At 57.7% G+C, this 23,706-nt stretch carries 17 protein-coding genes and 2 pseudogenes; 9 read left to right on the forward strand and 10 right to left on the reverse strand.

Annotation, left to right across the window (positions count from 1 at the left end):
* Window positions 1–107: 107 nt before the first annotated feature.
* Window positions 108–1,454 (forward strand): NADP-specific glutamate dehydrogenase, encoded by a 1,347-nt coding sequence (gdhA, locus tag DDF78_RS02430; protein WP_152580056.1) that lies wholly within the window; start codon window positions 108–110, stop codon window positions 1,452–1,454.
* Here gdhA and DDF78_RS02435 read toward each other — a convergent pair.
* The 10 genes and pseudogenes from DDF78_RS02435 to dnaA form a co-directional block, all read right to left on the reverse strand.
* The gene (locus DDF78_RS02435; protein ID WP_152580057.1) at window positions 1,449–2,570 is read right to left on the reverse strand and encodes a VanZ family protein; all 1,122 of its coding nucleotides are present in this window, start codon (window positions 2,568–2,570) and stop codon (window positions 1,449–1,451) included. The two genes, gdhA and DDF78_RS02435, sit on opposite strands and share 6 nt — an antisense overlap.
* Window positions 2,571–2,712: 142 nt before the next feature.
* Complete coding sequence (locus DDF78_RS02440) at window positions 2,713–3,354, reverse strand: DUF3566 domain-containing protein (protein WP_237564522.1); 642 nt, start codon at window positions 3,352–3,354, stop codon at window positions 2,713–2,715.
* Between the two features lie 204 nt (window positions 3,355–3,558).
* Window positions 3,559–6,276, reverse strand: a complete 2,718-nt coding sequence (gene gyrA, locus DDF78_RS02445) for a DNA gyrase subunit A (protein ID WP_152580266.1) — start codon at window positions 6,274–6,276, stop codon at window positions 3,559–3,561.
* Window positions 6,277–6,653: 377 nt separating this feature from the next.
* A pseudogene (gene gyrB, locus DDF78_RS02450) lies at window positions 6,654–8,663 on the reverse strand (DNA topoisomerase (ATP-hydrolyzing) subunit B); the annotation flags it as partial.
* Window positions 8,664–9,011: 348 nt separating this feature from the next.
* Complete coding sequence (locus DDF78_RS02455; RefSeq protein WP_152580058.1) at window positions 9,012–9,500, reverse strand: DciA family protein; 489 nt, start codon at window positions 9,498–9,500, stop codon at window positions 9,012–9,014.
* The gene (recF, locus tag DDF78_RS02460) at window positions 9,497–10,912 is read right to left on the reverse strand and encodes a DNA replication/repair protein RecF (protein WP_152580059.1); all 1,416 of its coding nucleotides are present in this window, start codon (window positions 10,910–10,912) and stop codon (window positions 9,497–9,499) included. Before recF ends, DDF78_RS02455 begins: the two co-directional genes overlap by 4 nt.
* Before the next feature lie 34 nt (window positions 10,913–10,946).
* Window positions 10,947–12,071: a DNA polymerase III subunit beta gene (dnaN, locus tag DDF78_RS02465; protein WP_152580060.1), complete on the reverse strand. Its 1,125-nt coding sequence runs from the start codon at window positions 12,069–12,071 to the stop codon at window positions 10,947–10,949.
* Window positions 12,072–12,773: 702 nt separating this feature from the next.
* Window positions 12,774–13,076, reverse strand: coding sequence for a hypothetical protein (locus tag DDF78_RS02470; protein WP_152580061.1), 303 nt, complete (start codon window positions 13,074–13,076; stop codon window positions 12,774–12,776).
* Window positions 13,073–13,321 carry a toxin gene (locus tag DDF78_RS02475; protein WP_152580062.1) on the reverse strand — a complete coding sequence of 83 codons (249 nt, stop codon included), beginning with the start codon at window positions 13,319–13,321 and terminating at the stop codon, window positions 13,073–13,075. The genes DDF78_RS02470 and DDF78_RS02475 overlap by 4 nt, the downstream gene beginning before the upstream one ends.
* 97 nt (window positions 13,322–13,418) lie before the next feature.
* Complete coding sequence (gene dnaA, locus DDF78_RS02480; RefSeq protein WP_419465471.1) at window positions 13,419–15,110, reverse strand: chromosomal replication initiator protein DnaA; 1,692 nt, start codon at window positions 15,108–15,110, stop codon at window positions 13,419–13,421.
* Between the two features lie 462 nt (window positions 15,111–15,572).
* On the opposite strand from dnaA, the gene rpmH reads away from it, so the two are divergent.
* The 8 genes and pseudogenes from rpmH (at window position 15,573) to DDF78_RS02520 (ending at window position 23,631) form a co-directional block, all read left to right on the forward strand.
* Entirely contained in the window at window positions 15,573–15,707 is a 135-nt protein-coding gene (rpmH, locus tag DDF78_RS02485; protein ID WP_152580064.1) for a 50S ribosomal protein L34, read from the forward strand.
* Window positions 15,708–15,727: 20 nt separating this feature from the next.
* Entirely contained in the window at window positions 15,728–16,195 is a 468-nt protein-coding gene (gene rnpA, locus DDF78_RS02490; RefSeq protein ID WP_152580065.1) for a ribonuclease P protein component, read from the forward strand.
* Window positions 16,192–16,494, forward strand: coding sequence for a membrane protein insertion efficiency factor YidD (gene yidD / locus DDF78_RS02495; protein ID WP_152580066.1), 303 nt, complete (start codon window positions 16,192–16,194; stop codon window positions 16,492–16,494). The genes rnpA and yidD overlap by 4 nt, the downstream gene beginning before the upstream one ends.
* A 27-nt stretch (window positions 16,495–16,521) precedes the next feature.
* Window positions 16,522–17,526, forward strand: coding sequence for a membrane protein insertase YidC (gene yidC / locus DDF78_RS02500; RefSeq protein ID WP_152580268.1), 1,005 nt, complete (start codon window positions 16,522–16,524; stop codon window positions 17,524–17,526).
* Between the two features lie 271 nt (window positions 17,527–17,797).
* Window positions 17,798–18,328: pseudogene (locus DDF78_RS02505) on the forward strand (Jag family protein); the annotation flags it as partial.
* A gap of 1,056 nt (window positions 18,329–19,384) precedes the next feature.
* Window positions 19,385–20,071 carry a 16S rRNA (guanine(527)-N(7))-methyltransferase RsmG gene (rsmG, locus tag DDF78_RS02510; protein ID WP_152580068.1) on the forward strand — a complete coding sequence of 229 codons (687 nt, stop codon included), beginning with the start codon at window positions 19,385–19,387 and terminating at the stop codon, window positions 20,069–20,071.
* A gap of 999 nt (window positions 20,072–21,070) precedes the next feature.
* Window positions 21,071–22,015, forward strand: a complete 945-nt coding sequence (locus DDF78_RS02515) for a ParA family protein (protein WP_152580069.1) — start codon at window positions 21,071–21,073, stop codon at window positions 22,013–22,015.
* A 191-nt stretch (window positions 22,016–22,206) separates the two neighbouring features.
* Window positions 22,207–23,631 carry a ParB/RepB/Spo0J family partition protein gene (locus DDF78_RS02520; RefSeq protein ID WP_419465472.1) on the forward strand — a complete coding sequence of 475 codons (1,425 nt, stop codon included), beginning with the start codon at window positions 22,207–22,209 and terminating at the stop codon, window positions 23,629–23,631.
* Window positions 23,632–23,706: the final 75 nt, after the last annotated feature.

The raw sequence follows: 23,706 nt of genomic DNA on the forward strand, positions 1-23,706 counted from the left end.
CCACCCCACATCAGAATTGTTCAATCGCATGCTGAACATTTTCGTGACAACGCGAACGCGCGACCATACAATGAGCGCGTTGTATTTGAACATAGCAATGGAGAATCATGCTCACCAACGAATATGCCAAGCGCGTCTACGATCAGGTCACGCGGCGCGACGGCGATCAGCCGGAATTCCTGCAAGCAGTGTACGAAGTGCTCGAAAGCATCGAACCGGCTCTCGCCGACCATCCCGAATACGAGGCCAACGGCGTCCTCGAACGCCTTGTGGAACCGGAGCGACTCGTGAAGTTCCGCGTGGCGTGGACCGATGATGCCGGCAGGTGCCAGGTCAATCGCGGCTACCGCGTGCAGTTCAATTCCGCCATCGGCCCGTACAAGGGCGGCCTGCGCTTCCACCCGACCGTGACCGAATCCGTCGTGAAGTTCCTCGGCTTCGAGCAGGTCATCAAGAACTCGCTGACCAGCCTGCCGATGGGCGGCGGCAAAGGCGGCTCCGACTTCGATCCCAAAGGCCGCTCCGATGCCGAAGTCATGCGCTTCTGCCAGGCCTTCATGACCGAATTGCAGCGCCATATCGGCCAGTTCACCGATGTGCCTGCAGGCGACATCAACGTGGGAGCACGCGAGATCGGCTACCTTTTCGGCCAGTACAAGCGCATCCGCGACGAGTATTCCGGCGTGCTCACCGGCAAGGGCTTGGAATTCGGCGGCTCGCTGGCACGCACCGAAGCCACCGGATACGGACTATGCTATTACACCGCCGAGGCCATGCGCGTGCTGCGCGGCGACGGTTTCTCCGGCAAGACGGTTGCGGTCTCCGGCTCAGGCAACGTGGCGATTTTCGCCATCGACAAGGCGCAGAGCCTCGGTGCCACCGTGGTCACGGCATCGGATTCCAGCGGCTACATCCACGACCCGAACGGCATCCAGCTCGACGTGCTCAAGGACATCAAGCTCGACCATCGCGGGCGCATCAAGGAGTATGCCGATCGCGTGCCGGGCGCTGAATACCATGAAGGCTTCGTTGGAGTATGGAATGTCCCGTGCGATATCGCACTGCCGTGCGCAACCCAGAACGAGCTTGACGAAGACGCGGCCCGCACCCTGGTCGCCAACGGCTGCACAGTCGTGTGCGAGGGCGCGAACATGCCCTGCACGCCCGGCGCGATTGAGGTCTTCAAGCAGTCGAAGGTGCTCTACGGCCCGGGCAAGGCGGCGAATGCCGGTGGCGTGGCGGTCTCCGGACTGGAAATGAGCCAGAACTCCTACCGTTTGAGTTGGAGCTTCGAGGAAACCGACGCACGGCTGAAGTCCATCATGGAATCCATCGTCGCCAGCTCATTGGCCTCCGCAGAACGCTACGGACACGAGCACGACCTGATGATCGGCGCGAACATCGCCGGATTCGTCAAAGTCGCCGACGCGATGGTCGCCCAAGGCATGCTATAGGCGCTGCTCCGGTTCAGACTCGGATTTGAGCTCAGGTTCGGATCCAGCCTCGCCGGGAATCAGGTCGTAGGGCATCTGGCGCTTGACGAGCCAGAACACGATAAGCACGAACGCTACGGCGAAGGAGACGCGGTTCGCCTCGCTGAACGAGCTGCTGAATCCGGGTTGGATAAGCGCGTAGAGCACCACGCTGCGCAGGGCGTAGAAGGCAATTCTGGCGTTGCCGCTGCGCCTGCGCGTCTCTACCGTCATGTGGGTGAACACGCCTCCGAGCGTCTGACCGCGATGCGTGGCGGGAATCCACAGCTCGAACACGAGGAACGCGAGGCCTGCGATAACCCGCGTGATGACAGTGAATACTTCGACGCCGAAGGTCAGCCCGAGCAGTCGGTAATCGCCGTTGGGCAGCGGTGCGGCAGCCGCATGCAACAGGAGGACCGCGCCGGCACCGAGCGAGAAATACGCCACGGCGATGAGGAACATGTCAATGGCCAAGGTCACCGCACGGTGCAGCAGTTTAGGTGACGTGTTGATTGTGCCCCGGTCGATCTGCTCAAGCGGCGCGACGCGACTGAACAGCCGCGCCACAATCAGGCCGAGGACTGCGCCGAGCGTATTCGTCATCAGGTCGTTGACGTCGAATTGCCGATAGGCGCAGGGATACAGGTGCCAGAAGCCGGTCAGCTGCGAGAGCTCGATGACCAATGACACGAGGAAACCTGCCGCGACCACGGCCCAGGCCTTCCAGCGCGCCCAACGGGCCAGCGCAAAGCCGAGCGGCACAAACAGCACGACGTTCATCACCAGCTGCAGCAAGCCGTATAGTCCGTCGGTGCGGATATCAGCAATGAAGCGCAGCGGGTTGAGCTGCGGGACAACATGATGCACCGCGCAATAGCTTTCGGGATTATCCGGCATCGGGTACAGCGTGAACGCCGCCAGCCCAAGCAGATACAGCACGACGAGATAGGCCGCCAGCACCGCGCCGAAACGCAGGCGATGATGGCGGTGATACATGCCGGCGAGAATCGGCAGCGTCAGCGCCGCCGAAACGAAAGGCCATGCGATAACCGCAATAATGAACGATGTGCTGAAATATCCCAGATAGGCGAACATGCTCTCTTTTCTGTCCTGGATACTAAATGTATTGTCTTCGACAAGCCAATTCGACAGACCAGGATGGCGGCGTCGCTGCAGGTAAGCCCGCAGCGACGCTCAGTTGCTATTATCCGTGAGTTAAACGGCCAGTCAGTAAGGCTCAGTCGTCGCCAAGCGTCATGTGGACGCCGCCGACCAAGGCGCTGACCACGTTGTACAGCCAAGCGATAATCGTGGCGAGCAATGTGAACAGCACCACGCCGATAATCGAGAAAATCGTGACGACGCTCAGCACCGTGCCCAGCGAGAACACGTCGCCAAGATTGAAGCCGCCAGCATCCAGACCGGTCGACGACACAATCTGCGTCACCTGATCGAATACACCTACCACATTGAGCAGCAGCCAGACCAGCGCCGCCGCGACGATCTGGATAATAGCGCCGGCTACGCTCAGCAGGAAGGTGACCTTGGCCACGGACCACGCATCGACGTGGGTCAGCGACAGGCTCATGCGCCGGGCGCGCGGCGGACGACGGCCAGCACCAGCGGCAGGTTTCTTTGCGGACGGCGACGCGCTGGATGATGCAGCCGCCTTGGGAGATACAGCAGCGGGCGACGACACATAAGACGATGACGCAGCAGCAGAGCCGGACTCTGCCGGTGCATACGCCGGCTGGTTGGAGGCGGAGCGGGCCACGCGGGGCGCGTGCTCATGCCCGGCGTGAGATGAATCTGCCGGCGACTGCGCAGCCGCCTCATGCTGATCGCCGGACTCGCCCGATTCCTCGGCGTGGGGCTGAATCAGCGGCGGGAGAGTGCCTGCCGGCTTGATGACATCCGGCTCGTTGCCTTCAAGATTCTCGCTCATCGTTTCTCCTTGTCACTGATGGCCTCAACCGTAATCCTAGGCTGAGGCTACCAGCGTTCTGGGACGATTACCGCTCATCCTACGCAGTCTGCACAGTTTCTCGCCACCGTTGTTTGTGTTGCGTTGCTATCGCGGGTCTCAGGCGTCCTGCGAATCCGCCGAGCCTTGGGAATCCGCCGAATCCGAAGCCTCCGGCGTCACCGGAGCAGCATCCGAACCATCATGGTCACCGGTCTGAGATGCAGCAGCAACGGCCGCCGAACCCTCCGCAACAGCAGTTGGATCCTCAGCCTGGGCATCAACCGCCTCGTCCTCGTCCTGCTCCTCATTGCGTGCGATGGACAGAATCTCGTCGCCCTTGTCAGGCTTGGCGAGCGTCACGCCCTGGGTGTTGCGCCCGGTGCGATTCACCTCATTGACATCCGAACGAATGACCTTGCCGGACTTCATGATGGCCATGACCTGATCGGTGTCCGAAACGATCAGCGCGCCGACAAGCGAGCCACGCCCTTCGGCCAGATTCAGCGCCTTGACGCCGTAGCCGTTGCGGCCCTGCAGGCGGTATTCGCTGATCGCGGTGCGCTTGGCGAAGCCTTCGTTCGTGACCACGAGCAGATCCTGCTCGCTGGCGTCCGACACCACATCCATGGCGAGCAGCTCGTCGCCCTCGCGGAAGCGCATGCCCTGCACGCCGGCGGTCTGCCGGCCCATCGGACGCAGCTGCTGGTCGTCGGCGCGGAACTTGAGGCTCATGCCGAGCCTGGAGACCAGAATGATATCGTCTTCGGCGTTGCACAGCGCGGCGCCGACCAGCTCATCGACAGGTTCGCCAGTCGTCTCGTCGGCCATCAGGCGCACGGCAATCAGGCCGCCCTGACGCGGGGAATCGTACTCGGAGAGCGCAGTCTTCTTGACCTTGCCCGAACGGGTGGCAAGCACCAAGTACTTGGCGACATCGTAGTTCGAGATGGAGAGCACGGTCTGGATGCTCTCGTCGGGGCCGAGCTGCAACAGATTCGCCACATGCTGGCCCTTCGAGTCGCGCGAGCCTTCGGGCAGCTCGTAGGCCTTGATGCGGTAGACGCGGCCACGGTTGGTGAAGAACAGCAGCCAGTTATGCGTCGAGGTGAGGAAGAAGTGATCGACCACATCATCCTCGCGCAGCTTGGCGCCCTTGATGCCCTTGCCGCCGCGATGCTGGGCGCGGTACTCGTCGGCCTTGGTGCGCTTGACGAAGCCGGAATGCGTGACCGTGACGACCACGTTCTCCTCGGCAATCAGGTCCTCGACGTTCATCTCGCCGGAGTACGGCAGGATCTTCGTGCGGCGCTCGTCGCCGTAGCGCTCCACGATGTCGTCCAGCTCGTCGCCGACGATCCGGCGCTGACGATCCGGATGCGCGAGAATATCGTCGTAATCGGCGATCTTGCGCATGAGATCCTCATGCTCGTCGAGAATCTTCTGGCGTTCCAGCGCTGCTAGACGACGCAGCTGCATGGCCAGAATGGCGTCGGCCTGCACCTGATCGACATCAAGCAGCTCCATCAGCCCGGTGCGTGCGGTGTCCACATCGCGCGAGGCGCGGATAAGCGCAATGACCTCTTCGATCATGTCGAGGGCCTTGAGATAGCCCTGCAGGATATGGTCGCGTTCCTCGGCCTCGCGCTTGAGATACCTCGTCCGGCGTTCGATGACGTCCATCTGGTGGTTCACCCAATGGCGGATGAAGGCGTCGAGGCTCAGCGTACGCGGCACGCCGTCGACCAGCGCGAGCATATTCGCGCCGAAGGTCTGCTGCAGCTGGGAGTGCTTGTACAGATTGTTGAGCACGACCTTGGGCACAGCATCGCGCTTGAGCACGAGCACGAGCCGCTGGCCGGTGCGGCCCGAGGTCTCGTCACGCATATCGGCGATGCCCTGGATCTTGCCATCGCGCACCGCTTCACGGATGGAGACGACGAGTCGATCGGGGTTGACCTGGTAGGGCAACTCCGTGACGACCAGGCACATGCGGCCCTTGATCTCCTCGGTGTTGACGACGGCGCGCATGGTGATGAGCCCACGGCCGGTGCGATAGGCCTGCTCGATGCCCTTATGGCCCAGAATCGTGGCGCCAGTAGGGAAATCAGGGCCTTTGATGCGCTGGATAAGCGCTTCGAGCAGCTCCTCGCGGCTGGCGTCGGGGTGGTCAAGCGCCCAGTGCACGCCTGCAGCGACCTCATGCATGTTATGCGGCGGGATGTTGGTGGCCATACCCACGGCAATGCCGGATGAGCCGTTGACCAGCAGGTTCGGGAAGCGGGCCGGCAGCACGGTCGGCTCTTGCGTCTTGCCATCGTAGTTCGGCACGAAATCGACGGTGTCTTTGTCGATGTCGCGCACCATTTCCATGGCGAGCGGGGCCATGCGGCATTCGGTGTAACGCATGGCGGCAGCGCCGTCATCGCCCGGAGAGCCAAAGTTGCCCTGCCCGTCGACCAGCATGTAGCGCATCGACCACGACTGGGCCATGCGCACGAGGGTGTCGTAGATCGCCGAATCGCCGTGCGGATGGTACTTGCCCATCACGTCGCCGACGACGCGCGAGCATTTGTTGTAGCCGCGATCGGGACGATAGCCACCGTCATACATCGCGTAGATCACGCGCCGGTGCACCGGCTTCATGCCATCGCGCACGTCGGGCAGCGCGCGTTCGACGATGACGGACAGCGCATAGGCCAAATAGGAATCGCGCATTTCCTGCTGCACGTCTGTGTGCTTGATGCGTTCACCCTGCAGCAGACCGTAATCGGTGTCGTCGCTCTCCTGCGGGCTGAGCGGCTCCATCGAGCCGTCGGGACTCGCCTGCCCGTTCATGCCATCCGTGTTATCGGTTTCGTCTGCCACGATATTTCCCTTTGTTTAACTTCAATGCTGTTTAACGTGTATATGTGTGGTGATTGCTGCGGTGGTGCAATGCCGAGTTGGGTATCTGCATGTATTTCCAGCGACCACTGCAATGCCTTGATGTGGTTATGATGCGTCGTACCTTGCAGCTCGTAAGAACTGCAAGAGGCGGTGGGTCAGCCGCGCACTGCGCGCCTGCCTTTTTCCACCGCCTACGCACGCTTTATCGACGCTTAGGCGACCATTTATTTATATGCCTCGCGGCTCTTAAGAGCCGCTCGGGACAGCGGGTCCGCCGTGCACAGCACGCCAGACTTCTCCCGCTGTCTACGCGAGGTTCATCGCTGCTACGCATCGATGAACCTCGCGTCCCTTGCGTTGCGCTGAATGAACAGCCGCCTCGGTTCGACCTCGTCGCCCATCAGCATCGAGAAGGTCTCGTCGGCCTGCGCCGCGTCCTCGATGAGAATCTGCTTCAAGACCCGGTGCTCGGGATCCATGGTGGTCTCCCACAGCTCTTGGTAGCTCATCTCGCCCAGACCCTTGTAACGCTGGATGCCCTCGCCCTTGGGCAGCTGACGGCCAGAGGCCTTGCCCTCCTCAAGCACGCGGTCGCGCTCCTTGTCGGTATAGACGAAGTCGTGTGCGCCCTTGGTCCACTTGAGCCGGTAGAGCGGCGGCATGGCGACGTACACATAACCGGCCGTAATCATCGGGCGCATGTAGCGGAAGAAGAGCGTCAGGTTCAGCGTCGCGATATGCGCGCCGTCCACATCGGCGTCAGCCATGATGATGACCTTGTGGTAGCGCACTTTGCTCAGGTCGAATTCCTCGCCGTAGCCGCCGCCGACCGCCGTGATCAGCGATTCGATGGTCTCCGACTTGAGCATGCGATCGAAGGTCGCACGCTCGGTGTTGAGGATCTTGCCGCGCAAGGGCAGAATCGCCTGCGTAATCGGGTTGCGGCCCTGAATTGCGGAGCCGCCTGCCGAATCGCCCTCGACGATGAACAGCTCGCATTCCTCGGGGTTGCTCGACTGGCAGTCCTTGAGCTTGTCGGGCATGCCGGCGGTCTCGAAGATGGACTTGCGCCGGGTGTTCTCACGCGCCTTCTTGGCGGCGAGACGGGCACGGGAGGCCTCCAGCGACTTCTGGATGATGTTCCTGGCTTCGCCTGGATGGGCGTCGAACCAGTCGCCGAGCCGCTCGGTCATGACGCGCTGCACGAAGGTCTTGGCCTCGGAATTGCCCAGCTTGGTCTTCGTCTGGCCCTCGAACTGCGGATTCGTGAGCTTGACGGAGACGACGGCGGTCAGGCCTTCGCGCACATCGTCGCCGGAGAGGTTCTCATCCTTTTCCTTGAGCAGACCCTTGTCACGCGCATAGCGGTTCACCAGCGAAGTAAGCGCCGCGCGGAAGCCCTCCTCGTGCGTGCCGCCCTCGGTTGTGGAGATGGTGTTGGCGAAGGTGTGCACGGCTTCGGAATACGCCGTGGTCCACTGCAGCGCGATCTCCGCCGAAATGCCGAGCTTCAGATCCTCGGCCTCCAAATCGATCACGTCCTCTTCGATAGGCGTGGCCTTGCGCGACTTGACCAGATAATCGACGTAGTCCTTGATGCCGTTCATGTACTGGTACGTGATGGTCTGGTGCAGCTCTTCGAGGGCGTTGTCGCCATCGCCGGTGATTTCATCGGAATCCGCATGACGCAGGTCGGTCAGCGAGATTTTCAGGCCTTTGTTGAGGAACGCCATCTGCTGGAAGCGCGAACGCAGCGTTTCGAAGTCATAGACCGTCGTTTCGAAAATATCCGAATCGGCCCAGAAGGTGACTGTGGTGCCGGTGCTTTCGTCCTCGGTCATCGGCTCGCCTTTGGCCAGCGGCGCGATGGCGTGCTGGTCCGCGAAGTCCTGACGCCAGTGGAAGCCCTGCTGGCGCACTTCGACGTTGATGCGGGTAGACAGCGCGTTGACCACGGAGATGCCCACGCCGTGCAGGCCGCCGGAGACCGCGTAGCCGCCGCCGCCGAATTTGCCGCCCGCGTGCAGCTTGGTCAGCACGGTCTCCACGCCGGAGACGCCCTCGCCAGGCACCTCATCAACCGGAATGCCACGGCCGTCGTCGGCGACGCGCACGCCGTTATCCGGCAGAATCGTCACCTCGATATGCGAGGCGTACCCGGCCAGAGCCTCGTCAACGGAGTTGTCGACGATCTCATAAACCAAATGGTGCAGGCCGCGCGGGCCGGTCGAGCCGATGTACATGCCCGGCCGGATGCGCACGGCCTCCAGGCCTTCGAGCACGCGCAAGTCGCTCGCGTCGTAATGCGCGGGGGAGAGCGAGTCGTCAAGCTGCCCGTGATCGTCAAGCGTGCCGCCTTCGCCAGCCGCATCGGCTGCTGCATCAGCATCGCCTAGCACACCGTCACCTGACGTATTGTCGTTCACCACATTGTCGTTCACCACACCATCAATGCGCGCGCTGTCACTGTCTTTGATATCACTGCGTTCGATGTCGTTATCGTCGATATCACCCTGCTCGGTGGTATTGTCTGCCACAACGGTTCCTTCCTGCATTTTCGCTTGCGTGAGAGGCTCAGACGCGGGCGATACGCTCTAGAACGCAAATAATGGGGCCTTCTAGGCGTTTACACATACTGCATGTGATTCTACTTGTCTCTAGGGACTTTGCAGCGTATGGCTACGCTAGCGCGAATAGCGCCTGCCGCCGCCCATACGGCCCCTGCCAAACGACTGCGCATGCGGCCCGGTGACCCGGATTTCGCTGATGTCCAAACCCTTGAGCCGCATACGAATAGTCGCGCTCAGCTGCGGCATGAGATAGGTCAGCTGCGTGGCCCAGACCGTCGATTCCGCGCGTATCGTCAAGATGCCCTCAGCGAAGCCAACGACCTGCGAATGCTGCGCAACCCCTTGGCCTACCACCTGGTCCCAGTGATTGCGCAACTGTGCGATTTTGAGATTCGGCACCCAGCCGCCGCGATCGGCCAAAGCGCTGAGCACGCCGCCGAGCTTGTCCGGGTCGCGACCGGGCTTGCCGAAACTCTCCCAGGCGTCTTCCTCGCGCTGTCTTCTGTCGCGGAACACCCCGGCTCTGGCGGCGAAGCGGTCGAAGATCTCAGCGGGCAGTTTGCGCTGATCAAGATGCAGGGTCACCACGACTGGCGGCTTCATGCCTCGCCTCCGCCGCGCATGGCCTGCAGCTGCGCGATGAGCTGGTCGTTGCCGTCATGCGATGCTGCCTTGAGCTGCGCCACGTCGATGATATTGGCGTGTGCAGTGCCGTTGAAAGCCCCATCCCCATTCAGACCGGCACTGCCTAGGCCCCCGCCCAAGCCCCTACCAGAATCGCCAGAGCCATTAAAGTCCGGGATATCGCTGCGTGCGGCGACGGTGATGAACACCTGCTGCTGCGCGGCGGCGAAGTCGAGAATCTGCCCACGCCTCGTCTCGTCGAGCTGCGCGAAGACATCGTCGAGAATCACGATAGGCGTCACGCCGCTCGTGCGCACGACGACCTCGAACAGCGCCATTTTGAGCGCCAGCGCCATCGTCCACATCTCGCCGTTCGACGCGAATTCGCGCGCGGGCATGCCCTCAAGTTCCAAAGCCATATCGTCGCGATGCGGGCCGATGAGATTAAGCCCCCGAGCAACCTCGCCCGGGTAGATGCGTTGGAAATGCCTGCTGATTGCAGCAGGGGCGTCTCCATTGGAGTCGTCAAGCACCTCGGCGAAGGACGGTTCATAGGCAAGCCGGGCTTTATGTGCAGTCTGGTGTTCGTTGTCAATAGCAGCTTTGACTACAGCAGATTCATCGTCGTCAGCAGCTTTGTCGCCGGCAAGCCTGTCACCCGCGAGCCTGGCATAGATAGCAGCAAAGGGCTCGCTCAGCGAATTAATAATGCTGTTGCGATCGGCAGTGAGCGCAATGCCTGCCTCGATGAATTGCCCGGTCCAGATTTCCAGCCCGCTCAGCGCGGCATTCGTGTCGCCTTCGGCGCGTTCGAGCTGCTTGAGCAGCGCCGCACGCTGCTTGGCGATGCGGGTGCAGGTCTGCAGCCGATTCATATAGCCCGGAATAAGCAATGCCCCAGACTGATCCAAGAAGCGCCGTCGCATGGCCGGATCGCTGGTGACCAGCCGCTGATCCTCCGGAGTGAAGGAGACGCTGGGAATCCGGCCGACGATATCGCGCATATACAACGACGAACCGCCGTTGATTCTGGCTCGATTTGCTCCACGGACGGCGATGGTCGCCTCGTAGGTCGTCGTATGGAGATGGTCATTCGCCTTGCCATCTGCCCTGGCGGCTTCATCGTCAGCATCCGCCTCGGTTCGCGCCTCGATGACGGCTGATTCGCCGACATTGGCCCTGATCGTCGCCGACGTGAATCCGCGCTCGACCAACGGCAACGCACTTGACGTCCGATGGCTCGACCCGGTCGACAGCACTTCGATGGCCTCGACGATATTCGTCTTGCCCAAGCCATTCGCGCCGTGCAGGATGTTGACGCCCGGGGCGAAATCGACAACGCAATGCTCCCACGACCGGAAATGGTCCAAAGCAAGGCGACTGATGTACACGGCGTTCTTTCTGCTGCTAAAGCGCTACAGAGTTTCAGTTGTTGTAGCGCATGGGGACCAGGAGGTAGCGGTAATCCATCGATTCGTCGGAATCCGCCTCCTGCTGGCCGTTGAACTCAACCGGCCTGACCGCTGTTGTCATTTTCATGCGCACGAAGGGCTCGGTTATCGCGCTCAGCCCCTCAATCAGGTAGGCCGGGTTGAAGGCCACGGTGATCTCTTCGCCATCAAGATCGACATCGAGAATCTCGCGGGCCTGCGATTCGTCGGCGGAACCAGCGCTCAGCAGCAGCTCTTGGCCGTTGAACTCCATGCGAATTGGCGCGTTGCGCTCGGCTACCAGCGCCACACGCTTTATGGCACCGATCAGCGCCTGCTTGTCGATGACGGCCTGCGTGGGGTACTCATCGGCGAACAGTCGGTCGATGGCCGGGAATTCGCCGTCGATAAGCTGCGAGGTCGAGACACGACCGGCGTTCTCGAAGCCAAGCAGCGACGGGCTTTCGGCATCAAAATCGATAACGACGTTCTGGTGCTCATCCAAAGCGCGGGAGACATCGCGCAGCAGCGAACCACGCACCAGCGTGACGGTCTGCATATCGACGCTCTGCGGGGTCCAGGAGAAGCTGGAACGCGAGAGGCGGAAACGATCGGTTGACGTCATAACGACCTTGTCGCCATCGAACTGAATGCGCACGCCGGTAAGCACCGGGCGGTTCTCCTCGCGCGAAACGGCGACGGTGGCCTGCGCAACGGCCTGCACGAAGGTTGGCGCGTCCACCTGGCCCAGCGTCGGGGGCACCGAAGGCAGGTCCGGGTATTCGCTCAGCGGCATGAGCTGCAGCGTGAAGGTGGACTTGCCGGAGGTGATGGTCAGCGAAGAATCCGAGGTCTCCAACTGCGTCTTTTCCGCTGGAAGTGATTTGGTGATGTCGGCGAGCAGTTTGCCGACGACGAGCGCACTGCCGGGTTCCTCGATGCCAGCCTCGATATGGTGGCGTGCGGAGATCTCATAGTTGAATGCTGAGAACTGCAAAGTTCCTTCAACGGCTTCGAGACGTACGCCGCTGAGAATGGGTTGGGCTGGGCGAGCATCGATGATGCGAGTCGTCCAGGCTACGGCGTCCGCCAGTGCGGCGGAATCAATTTCTACTTTCATACGCTCCTCGTTTCATCAAGCGATGGATTCATAACAGGTCTGTGGCTATTCTAGCGGGTTTCGATACGGCGGTTGTCGTTTGCGAGACGGCAGGCGTTATCACGATGGCGATGAACGTAAGAGAGGGAAGTAGTCGTCATAATAAGCACGGTGGATAGAGTGGATAAGTGCGTTGAGCTCAACTGCGGCATGTTTTTCGAGCCTTTACGCCGGTGTGGATAACTTATGAGTTTATTGTGGATAAGTGCCCGAGTTATCCACAGGTAACTCGTTGTATTTGGGTTATCCACAATCGCAGAGCGGTCATCCACGAGTTATCCACAGCAAAATAGGGTGTCGTCCACGACTTACTCGCAGACTTTACGCACATTTGTGAATAAGGGTGTGGATAACTTTCTTTCGATATGGGCTGGTTTTCGGTGTGTCGCAGGGCTGCAAACTAAAATGCCGAAAACGCTTCGTGTACGCCATTCTCTCGAATGCACGCCAGCAATTCGCGTGATTGGCGTGTGCTCAGACACGGGTATTGCTGTCATTTCCCAAAAAGTGCCGAAAAGAAATTGTGTGGTGCCATGTTCATGGCGCGCTGCATTGCAGCATATGAAATTCCCGTGAAACCGGCGATTCAGGAATCTGTAAGCAAACCGACAATCGCAGTCACACGGGAAATTACGAGCGATCAAGGAATGGGTTTTGTGCGGATTAGGACTTGGTTGAAACCTCGGCCAGTGCGCGGTTGAGCAAATCTCGTATCGCCTCTGATCGTTTCATGTGCCGTACTTTGCGATACTGCTCAAGTTTGAGGTCGCTTTCCTGGTCGATTCGAACCTGAATGGTCTTTGATGCGTGTACGGTCGCTGGTCGGCCAGCCTTTCGGCGGATTTTCGCATCCTGCGCGACCAGCTCATCAGGGTCGTAGCCACGTTCGGCTTCGGCTGCGTCAGCTTGAAGCAGCTTCGACTCCTCAGGTGTGAATGCATCAAGTTTCACTATGGTGTAGCTCATATCTGCCTCCTTTGTGACAGCAGCTTGGCATACTGTGTGCGCATGCGCATCGCGTGAATCAAGGCTGACCCCTGACGGGTTTGCACGACGATGACTTCGAGCGGTATTCCCGCGGCGGTGAACCCCAAATACATTTCCTTGAGCGGCTCCTCACGCATCAGCAGCACGCGAATCGGATGATGCACCACCCAGAGAGAATCCTCCGGGTCGATGCCGTGCTTCAGCGCCGATTCGACTATCAACATACAAATATTGTACTACAAAAATAACGAATGCATTCGCCCTATGGTGAATATGATGTTGCGAAAGAAAACCTAGTGAAGACAGCGGAAACTGGAACGCTCAGTCGTTGGAGTGCTGCTTGAGGCGCACCGTGAGCTCCATGACGTAGTTGTAGATCTCCTGCTTCTCCTGCATTTCGCCGGAGACGCGGGTATAGGCGTGCATAACGGTCGTGTGGTCGCGGCCGCCGAAGACCTCGCCGATGTCGACCAGGCTCATGCTCGTCATCTCGCGCGCGAGATACATGGCGACCTGACGCGCCAGCGCCACGTTCTTGGTGCGGGCGCGGCCGACAAGGTCATCGAAGGTCAGGTGGAAGTACTTGGCCACCTGACTGATGATGTCGGTGGGCTTGATTTCCACATTCGACGTGAAGAAGTCCTGCAGCGTCTGCTCGGCCAAGGCTCGCGACACCGGCTGATTGCTCAAGGAGGCGACCGCGGTGACGCGGGTGAGCGCGCCTTCGAGTTCGCGGATGTTCTCGGTGAAACGCTCCGCGATGAGATCGAGGACGTCGTTGGGAATGTTGGAATGGCTCATTGAAGCCATCATGCGCAGAATCGCGATGCGCGTCTCCAAGTCCGGCGGCTTGATGTCGACCGTCAGGCCGGATTCGAAGCGGGAGATGAGCCGGGCCTCGAAGCCCTTGAGGTTCTTGGGCGCCACATCGGAGGCGATGACGATGCGTTTGTTCGCCTGATACAGCGCGTTGAAGGTATGGAAGAACTGCTCGAGCGTGGCCTCTTTGCCACCGAGGAACTGGATATCGTCGATAAGCAGCACGTCGACCTCGCGGTACCGGCGGTTGAAGTCGGCGATCTGCCCCTGGCTCTGGTTGGGGGTCTGCAGCGCCTCGATGAATTCGTTGGTGAATTCCTCGCTGGTGACGTAGCGAACCTTGACCGATTCGTCCTTGACCAGCGCGTAGTTCCCGATGGCGTTGAGCAGATGCGTTTTGCCCAGCCCGGAGCCACCGTAGATACATAAGGGGTTGAAGTCGCGCCCTGAGCCTTCTGCGACCGCCAGTGCGACGGTGCGTGCAAACCGGTTCGAATCACCCGGCACGAATGTGTCGAAGGTGGCGTTCTTGTTCAGATGGGTCTGCGGGTCAAGCGCCGCGCGATGCTGATCGACATGATACGACGGGTTGCCGGGCAGCTGCTGTCCGTTGTGGTCGTGCGTGCGCATGCCGTGCATATCGTTGACGGAATTGACAGTGTTGGCAGCGTTGGCGTCAGGCATGGGTGAGGTCGGTCTGCCGCTTTGCCTGCCCGGCGTCGGCATGGGGTAGTCGGCGGCTGCCGAAGTGTCGAACGTCGGTTGCGATGACGCTGCTGCCGCTGCCGCCGGCGAGTGGCTGGCATAGGAATCGTAGTCATGCCGGCTACCGGCGCGCATATCGTCCGGAGTTGCTGAGACGTGGCCAGCAGAGTGGTCAGCGCTGTGATGCTCGGAAGTTGGGGCCTGGGAAGGCTGCGTTGGCGCAGGTTGCCCTTCGTTGGGCGATGCCGTGGCAGCCGATGCTGGCGCAGGCTCGCTGGGCGGAACGATTTTGAACGCCGGGAACATGTGCTGCCCGGAAACCATATGCAGGGCGGCGAGCAACGGTTCATTCAGATCGTTTTGCAATGCCTGCTGTGTGGAGCTGTTGGCCACGCATAGCACGATGGTGGTGCCGAAGACGGCCTCGGGAATCACGCCTTCAAGCCAACCTCTGTCACGAGGCGTGAGCGAAGCATTGTGACCCAGCACGGCCAGGGCGTCAGCCCATATGCGCGCGGCCTGGGAGGCCGGGTCGTTCTGCTCGTCCGCCATAGCGACCCTCCTTACCGTGTTACCGTGCGCTGCTGTCCGTCGATTGGCGTTAACCCTTACGATTTTGCGCTAACCCTAAATAATAAATACAAGCGTTATGTTTACTCCGAATGTCGGAAGTTATCCACAGCCTTGCGTGTTGCAAACGCTCGAATGTGAATAACATCGATGTTATTTGTGGATAAGTGCGGCCGTGATGTGCTGGTGCGGATAGGCTGAATTACGCCGTTTTATGGTTACCTCACGTTCACTTTATGTTCATTCGCAAGCCTTGCCAATCGACGCAAATGTGAAAAATCTCGCTATATTTTGACGAAAGGTCGGGGGTGAGAGTACCTTGGTAGAGCTTGACTCATGAGGAGCCATACTTTTGCATGGCTGAAAACCGGGAGCGTATTTATGAAGAGGACATTCCAACCGAACAACCGTCGTCGCCACATGAAGCACGGATTCCGTGCCCGCATGCGCACACGCTCCGGCCGCGCGCTGATCAACCGTCGCCGTGGCAAGGGCCGCAAGTCCCTTTCCGCCTGAACCCTGACGGCGTACAGGACGTGGAGCGACTGAAAAGCCACAGTGATTTTGTCACCGTGTTCAAACGTCGCCGAAAAGTCGTCGCAAACGATATCGTCGTGCATTATCTGATGCGCGGCGATACTGCATCTTTGAACCGTGTGGAGCATGCGAAAAGCGTAGAGCTTGCAGACGATTCAGGTGATGGTGTCGCGTCGAGCCGGCGGCTTGGGCTTGCCGTCTCAAAAGCGGTGGGCAATGCCGTGATGCGCAATGCCGTGAAGCGGAGATTCCGCGTCCTGGCGCGTACGCACGAGAGCAAGCTGCCGCCTGATTGCGATATCGTCATGCGTGCGAAGCCCAGTGCGGCTTCGGCTTCCTATCAGGCGCTTGATGCGCAGGTGTCGAGGCTGTTTCACGATATCAGCGCGAAAGTGAAGGCGAAGTCTGGAACGGCTTCGGCTACCGGCGCGAAAACCGGGAACGCTTCGGCAGGAGATCGCTTATGACCTCGCGCCTGGCTCAGGCCTGTCTGAACTCCATTCGCTGGTATCAGCGCACGATTTCCGCGAACACGGCACCGCATTGCCGATACTATCCAACTTGCTCCATGTATGCCTATCAGGCGATTGAGCGCTATGGCGTGCTGCGTGGAGGATTGCTTGCTGTTCTGCGCTTGCTGCGCTGCCGCCCTTGGAGCCGAGGCGGAATCGACGATGTTCCGCAGCGCTACTCCGTATTCTATCGATTTTCATGGTCCAAGGCCCATGAAGAACCGCGTTTGACGCCACTGGCCAACGAGTCATAAGGAGACGGCCACACCATGTTTAGTACCATGAATCCAGATAAATTCCTCTTGGACAGCGGTTTCTTCGGCTGGGTGTACAAGATTCTGACCCCGATCGAATGGCTTATGTCGCAGATCATGGTCCTGTTCCACAGGTTCCTCGTGCTGCTCGGCATGCCATCCGAGGGCGCCTCGTGGATTCTGTCCATCGTGTTTCTGGTGCTGGTGGTCCATGCCTGCATACTGCCGATTTTCGTTCGGCAGATCAAGTCGATGCGCAAGATGCAGGCGCTGCAGCCCCAGATGAAGCACATCCAGAACAAGTACAAGGGCAAGAAGGATCCGGCGAGCCGCGAGGCGCTGAGCCGCGAGATGTCCAAGCTCTACCAGGACAACGGCGCGAATCCGGCCGGATCGTGCCTGCCGATGCTCATTCAGGGCCCGGTGTTCATGTGCATGTTCTATATGCTTTCGGCGATTCAGTATATCGCCAACGGCGTGCGCAAGCCGCTCGGCGCCTTCGATAAGGCCACTGCGGCAGACTTTGCCCACACGAGCTTCCTCGGCGTCAAGATCACGAACAACTTCGGCATGGCCGCGACCTCCGGCAAGGTCGTTATCGGCATCTTCGTCGCCTTGATGTGCGCGGCGATGTGGTTCATGCAGTTCAACAACATGCGCAAGAACCTGCCGCGCGAGCAGATGGAGGGCCAGCAGTACAAGATGCAGCAGGCCATGACCTGGGTCTTCCCGATCATGTATATCTTCTCCGGCTTCACCATGCCCTTCGCCGTGCTGATCTACTGGCTGACCAACAACATCGCCAACATGCTCCGCTCGTTGTGGCAGGTCTACACCTTCCCGACTCCTGGGTCTCCTGCAGCCGAGGAGAAAAAGGTACGTGACCATGCGCGTGAGAACGCGCGCAGGAAGCGTGCCGGCGAAATCTCGCTTGAGGAACAGGAGCTGGTCCAGGCCAAGGAGCAGGCCGAGCATCGCGAAGATCAGGGATTCCAGCGCCAGCAGCCCAAGCGCAAGAAGCGCAAGAAGTAGACTGTGCTGACTGCCTGATTGGGCATAGCGAGACGGGCATAGCGCGTCCGGGCAGAACTTGGTGTGGCTACTGTGCAGCTGCTGGTTTTGCCGGTGGTGGTGTTGTTGCACGTACGTTTGTTTCGGTGTTTCACGTGAAACCGCCCGCAGTCGGTAGTCGGCAGGCGCATTGCAGAGCTTCCGCGAGTACACTGGACAACCAGAAACTTGTCAGCCACAATGGCATACATAACGCATAACGGGACACATAAGGGCATATAAAGGAGTTCATATGGCTCAGGAAGAATCGAAGACGATCGAGCAGCTCAACCAAGAGGCCGATATCGCCGCCGACTACCTCGAGGGTCTGCTTGACATCGCCGATTACGATGGGGACATCGAATTGGGCGTGCGCAACAACCGTCCTACGGTGCAAATCGTGGCCGATGACAGTGATGACATCAAGCATCTGATTGGGCATAACGGCGAAGTTGTGGACGCGCTGCAGCAGCTCGCCCGACTTGCTGTCCAGCAGAAGACCGGTGATCGCTCGCATCTGATTCTTGATGTCGATGGCTATCTCAAGCGTAAACGCCAGCATCTGCGCGATCTCGCGCTTGATGCCATTGACGAGGCGAGGGAGACCGGCGACGCCGTCGACCTCAGGCCTATGAACTCCTTCGAGCGCAAGGTCGTGCATGACCTCGTGCGCGAGGAGGGATTCAAATCGCGTTCGCATGGCGAGGAACCGCATCGCTATGTCAGCATCTATCTGCGGGCCTCGGACCAGGATCTTGCTGATGATGAAGATGCTGATGATGAAGTCGTTGCTGGGGCGGTCGTTGATGGAGAAGCTGGGACGGCTGACGAGATTGAAACGACCGATCTGAATGTTGTTGCGGATGAGGAATCGGACGAGATTGTCGAGGCCGATGAGGTCGATGGTGTCGACGAGGTTGAAGCTGTGACTGAGGATAGTGCCGATACGGAAGCTGAAGCGTAAGTAAAATTACGCTTGCGTGGGCCGAATCGGTTGGACTGCAATTGATTGGACTGTAATCGCGCAGAATCAGGCGGAACTGGTGCACTGATTATGGCTGTTGCTCAGCTGCTGGTGCATGTGTGGTGATGCACGTCTGATAGTACGGTGTGTGGTTGGCTGATGCGTGGATTGTGGCGGCTTAAGGTCTGTCATGTTGTGTTTGGCTTCTGACGACTAGGCTTTGTTGTGCCGTGCTTCCTGTTGTCTCGGCTCCTTAATTGTCTGGACTGTTGCAGTGACGGCAGGCTGCGCGGTGAGGCTAGCTGCGCATGGCATGGCAATTTGGCGGCTTTCGGTTTTCCGTGGCAAAATCATGCTTCGAGACGTATTTGGCTAGTCACTTGAACAAGACAGTCGTAAGGTCAGGACAGTGATGGTGGCTGTGTTGTTACTTCTTTGGTTTTACTGTCTGTGTTTTCATCCGCGCTGTTTTCATTTCTTCGATACTTGGCAGTGTTTTACACAAACATGCATAATAGGGTGTGCGTATTTTCTTTGCACCATGAGGTATGGGGATGGGTTACGAGGGATTGCTGAAATCATTGTGATGGAATTGCTTATGATGCTTAGCTTAGTTTTGGTGCTCAGTCTGATTTCGTTGAATACTGTGAAGTATGATTATCATGTTTTGCTGAAACTTATATTGTTTACGTACTGTTGTGTTGCTGCAACACGGTATCGTGATGCCACATTATTGTGATGCCACGGTATAGCGATGTTGTTGTGTTGCTGCGTGACATGGGACTCGAATGTTGCACTTGCTGATAAGTAGGGTGTGAGTAGTGTGGCTGTGGTTTGATAGATGGCAGAGTTTGTTGTGATAGAGGAGCAGTGCATATGGAGTATGAGGTGAAGACGGATTCTGAGATAGAGGAATCGGGTATCGCGCAGCAGGTTTTGGGTGATGCCTTCGCCCCTTGCCAAATGTTTCACGTGAAACTTTCTGAGGAGGGAGAGCCGCGCGGACTGATAGGTCCTCGTGACGTTGACATCATTTGGGAGCGACACATCCTGAATTCTGCAGCTATCGTGCCGTTTATCACGCAGGCGACAGCAGGGCAGCGGTACAAGACGATTGCTGATGTCGGGAGTGGCGGCGGCTTTCCAGGGCTGGTGGCTGCTGCGTGCCTTCCTGATCACGAATTTACGCTTATTGAGCCTATGGAGCGGCGGTGCGAATGGCTGAATGAATGCGTAGCCCTCATGGGCCTTCACAATGTTCATGTACTGCGTTCTCGTTCTGAGGATATCATCGTGCAAATGAAAAAGGATCGCACGATTCATCCTTTTGCCGTAGTCACCTGTCGAGCTGTCGCACCCATGCGTAAGCTCAGCGCCTGGACCTTGCCGTTGCTGAAACCGCAAGGTCAGCTCATTGCTCTTAAGGGCAGATCGGCGCAGGAAGAAATCGAAAAAGGTGCTGCGTCGATAGCAAAAGCACATGGCTTGCACCCTCATGTTGTGGAGGCAACAGTGGCTCCTGGCTTAGAACCTACACACGTTGTGATAGTCGATAAGCGGTAGTGCGCCTGGCTAATCGCTATACATGATATTGTGTGCGTTGCATTGTTCAACGATGATTGATGCTGTGCGTTGCCACCGATAAGTGTATTGCACACATTTCATGTGGTTGCGGTTAGGATTGAATGCGCAGCTTCTCTCTACCCTGTTGATTCCTTACAGTGCTGATTCAAAATCTTAAAACATGGTGGTATAACGTGTGCACTGGTGGCTGCATGCTTTATTGATACGGTATGCAATATGAGGTACTACTCCGATGCAATGCGGTACCGTGCACATTGTTGTTGAGACGAATCGAAATGGTAATTGCCGTTTTCTTGTCTTTTATGTCATCGAAACGCTAATGGCACAATGCGGTTGGTGTAATTGTTGCCGGAGTCAGTGGCCTGCTCGCAGGTTAGAAGATATGCTGTCTTGAGGCATAGGTTGACAGGTGTGGTAAGCGTGCTTTAGATTTTCCTGCGTCGTCAAAGTTTCCGGCATGCATAGCATGTATTAGCAATTTCTAGCCATAGTCAAAACAAGACTTCAAAGCAGCAATGCATGCGCATATTTCTTTTAAAGTCTAGTTCGAGGGTGAATATGCAAGGCTACTTTGTCCATCCCATCGCAGGGATTGTCGCCGGATATTGCGCGTGCAAGCACACAGAACTCAAAATGTACTAGCAATGAATCCATGGAAATGTTTCACGTGAAACATTGATGTAGCAGTATATAAAATAGTTATCCACATTTAAACACTGACGCAAAAGTTGTCCACAATGAATGTGGACAACTAAAGAATTCATAAAAACGTTGTAATTATTGAGTATTGAGCTCCAAATTATAGTGTTATGCACATCGTATGGATTATTTATCCACAGTTATCCACATTTGTTAACATGTCGCGAACACGTCAATCTGTCCACCCGCATGACGAAACTGGAACAACTGTCATATCGTAGATAGGTGCATCAACGGATGATAAATGACTGAACAGCATCGAGAAGGAGAAACGTTGCCATGGAATCTGCCGCAGATACGATCAAGCGCATTTTTGGCGATTCACAACGTTCTCTTGGCGCAGAGATGTCTGAAACGACTTCGCGCTACGAGCGACTCCGCAATGCTAATTTCCCTCAGCCTGCTTCGACTCGGTTCATCGCGGTTGCCAATCAAAAAGGCGGCGTAGGCAAGACCTCAACGACGGTCAACATAGCAGCGGCCTTGGCACAAGCCGGTTCGCACGTGCTCGTCATCGACATGGATCCTCAGGGCAATGCATCGACAGCTTTCGGGATACGACACAGTTCCGGCGATTCTTCAGTCTACGACGTTTTGGAAGGTCGACTCGATATAGCTGAGGTGAAGCAACGCTGCGAAGCCTTTGATGGTTTGGAAGTCGTGCCGTCATCCATTGATCTCAGCGGAGCGGAACTTGAAGTGGCCAGCATGGAGGAGAGAACCTACCTGCTGAAACATGCTTTGGAGCGTTTTCTTGCACGGAGTGACGAGCATTTCGATTATGTTTTTGTAGACTGTCCACCGAGCCTCGGATTGCTGGTCATCAACGCCATGTGCGCGGTGAACGAGATGCTGATTCCCATTCAAGCGGAATATTATGCGCTGGAAGGCTTGGGACAATTAATCAATACCATTGGCCTCGTGCAGGAGCACTATAATCCCGATCTGCTGGTTTCAACGATGCTCGTTACCATGTTTGACCGAAGAACCTTGCTGAGTCGTGAAGTATTCGAGGAAGTTAAGAAGCATTATCCCAATATTGTTTTGGAGACAACCATCCCGAGAACAGTGAAGATATCCGAGGCACCAAGTTTTGGGCAAACGGTTATCGGATATGATCCAAGGGGAATCGGGGCTGTGGCCTACGTGGAGGCGGCTCTTGAAATCGCGCGGCGGTCGCCGTCGGTTCTGGCCGCAATTGAGTCGAAGCAAGGAGAACACTGATTATGGCACGGAAATCACGGTTGGGCAAAGGGCTGGGCGCGCTGTTCCCTAATATTCCCGGTGAAACTCCGACTGCTGCAACAGCAGAATCGGGAAACAACACGGCAATGACCACGCCGAAGGATTCGGCAACGTCGGGAGACGAATCAGCGGTCCCTGCTCCTTCCACGACGAAAAAGAGCAAACAGGATATTACGGCAAAGGTAGCTGCCAAGAAATCGACAGCTAATAGGGATTCTGCTAAAGCCCATCGTGAGACTAAAAAGCCTTTGTCTCCATCGATAGGCAAGAATGAGGAAGCGCAGCGGACACTTGCTTCAGCAACGAATGTTTCACGTGAAACATCGAGAACGAAGAAAAAAAAGAGAGCGAGCATACCCACGCTTCATGAGATGACTCATCCGAGCGATATGTTCTTTGGGACCGACTCTGGCAAGCCTTACATTCCAACAGTATCCGACAATCACGAGCAGAATCATACGGTAACGGCCGCGACTTCCAAACCAGGTGCTTCCACTACGAGCGCGCCAAAAACATCGTCTACTGTCGAAAGCACTGGCGCTGGCAAGAAACTCCATGAAGGCTCCGTTGAACTTGCCCCTGTTCATGGCGGATATCTTGCCGAATTGAGGCTGTCTGATGTAGGCCCCAATATCCATCAGCCGCGTACGGTGTTCGATGAGGACGAGCTGAAGGAACTTGCCAATTCCATCACAGAAGTCGGTGTGCTGCAGCCCATTGTCGTGCGCAAGCGCCCCGAGGACCAGATTGCCGCTTTCCACGTCTCTCAGAAGACGAAAGCACAGTCGCGATCACAAAACTCAGCATCGGCTGATGAGCGAAATGGCAATGCTGAATCCACGGCAGTGGCCCATCGTCGGGTTCAGGATTCGTTATCGTCCATTATCGGCACGCCGGCGCAGGACCGTTTGGATAGCGAATACGAGTTGATTATGGGTGAGCGCCGGTGGCGTGCCTCGCAAATGGCCGGACTCGATACGATACCGGCTATTGTGAAAACCACGGCGGATGACGACATGCTCCGTGATGCGCTGTTGGAGAATCTGCATCGCGTCAACCTCAATCCTTTGGAAGAGGCCGCGGCATACCAGCAGATGATCAAGGAATTTGGGCTGACGCAGGCTGAGCTCTCCCATTCGATTTCAAAATCGCGCCCGCAGATAGCCAATACGCTTCGGTTGCTGAATCTTCCGGGGTCAGTGCAGAAGCGAGTCGCCGCCGGCGTGCTTTCCGCAGGCCATGCGCGTGCGCTGCTGGGGCTCTCGACTACCGAGGATATGGATAAGCTCGCGACGCGAATCATCGCAGAAGGCTTGTCCGTGCGCAGCACCGAAGAAATCGTAGCGCTGAAAACCTTAGGCGAAGAGCAGCCTAAGAAGACAAAACAAATGCGCAACAATACATGGGCCGATTCGCCGATTCAGCACAATTTGGAGAACCATTTCGACACCAAAGTCGCCATAAAAGGCAATCAGAAACATGGCAGAATCGAAATCGTATTCTCTTCGCCTGAGGACATGGATCGTATCGTCAGCCTGCTGATGCCCGGCAACGCTCCATCCGGCTCCGCCACCAACGAATCGGGCTGGGTGTAAAGCGAGGCCAACGCTGATTGTGGTGCGTAGAGAGTAGCGTGCAGTTTCAACTGTGTTCTACATAAACGTATTTAC

The organism is Bifidobacterium tibiigranuli (genome assembly GCF_009371885.1).
Classification (GTDB): Bacteria; Actinomycetota; Actinomycetes; order Actinomycetales; family Bifidobacteriaceae; genus Bifidobacterium; species Bifidobacterium tibiigranuli.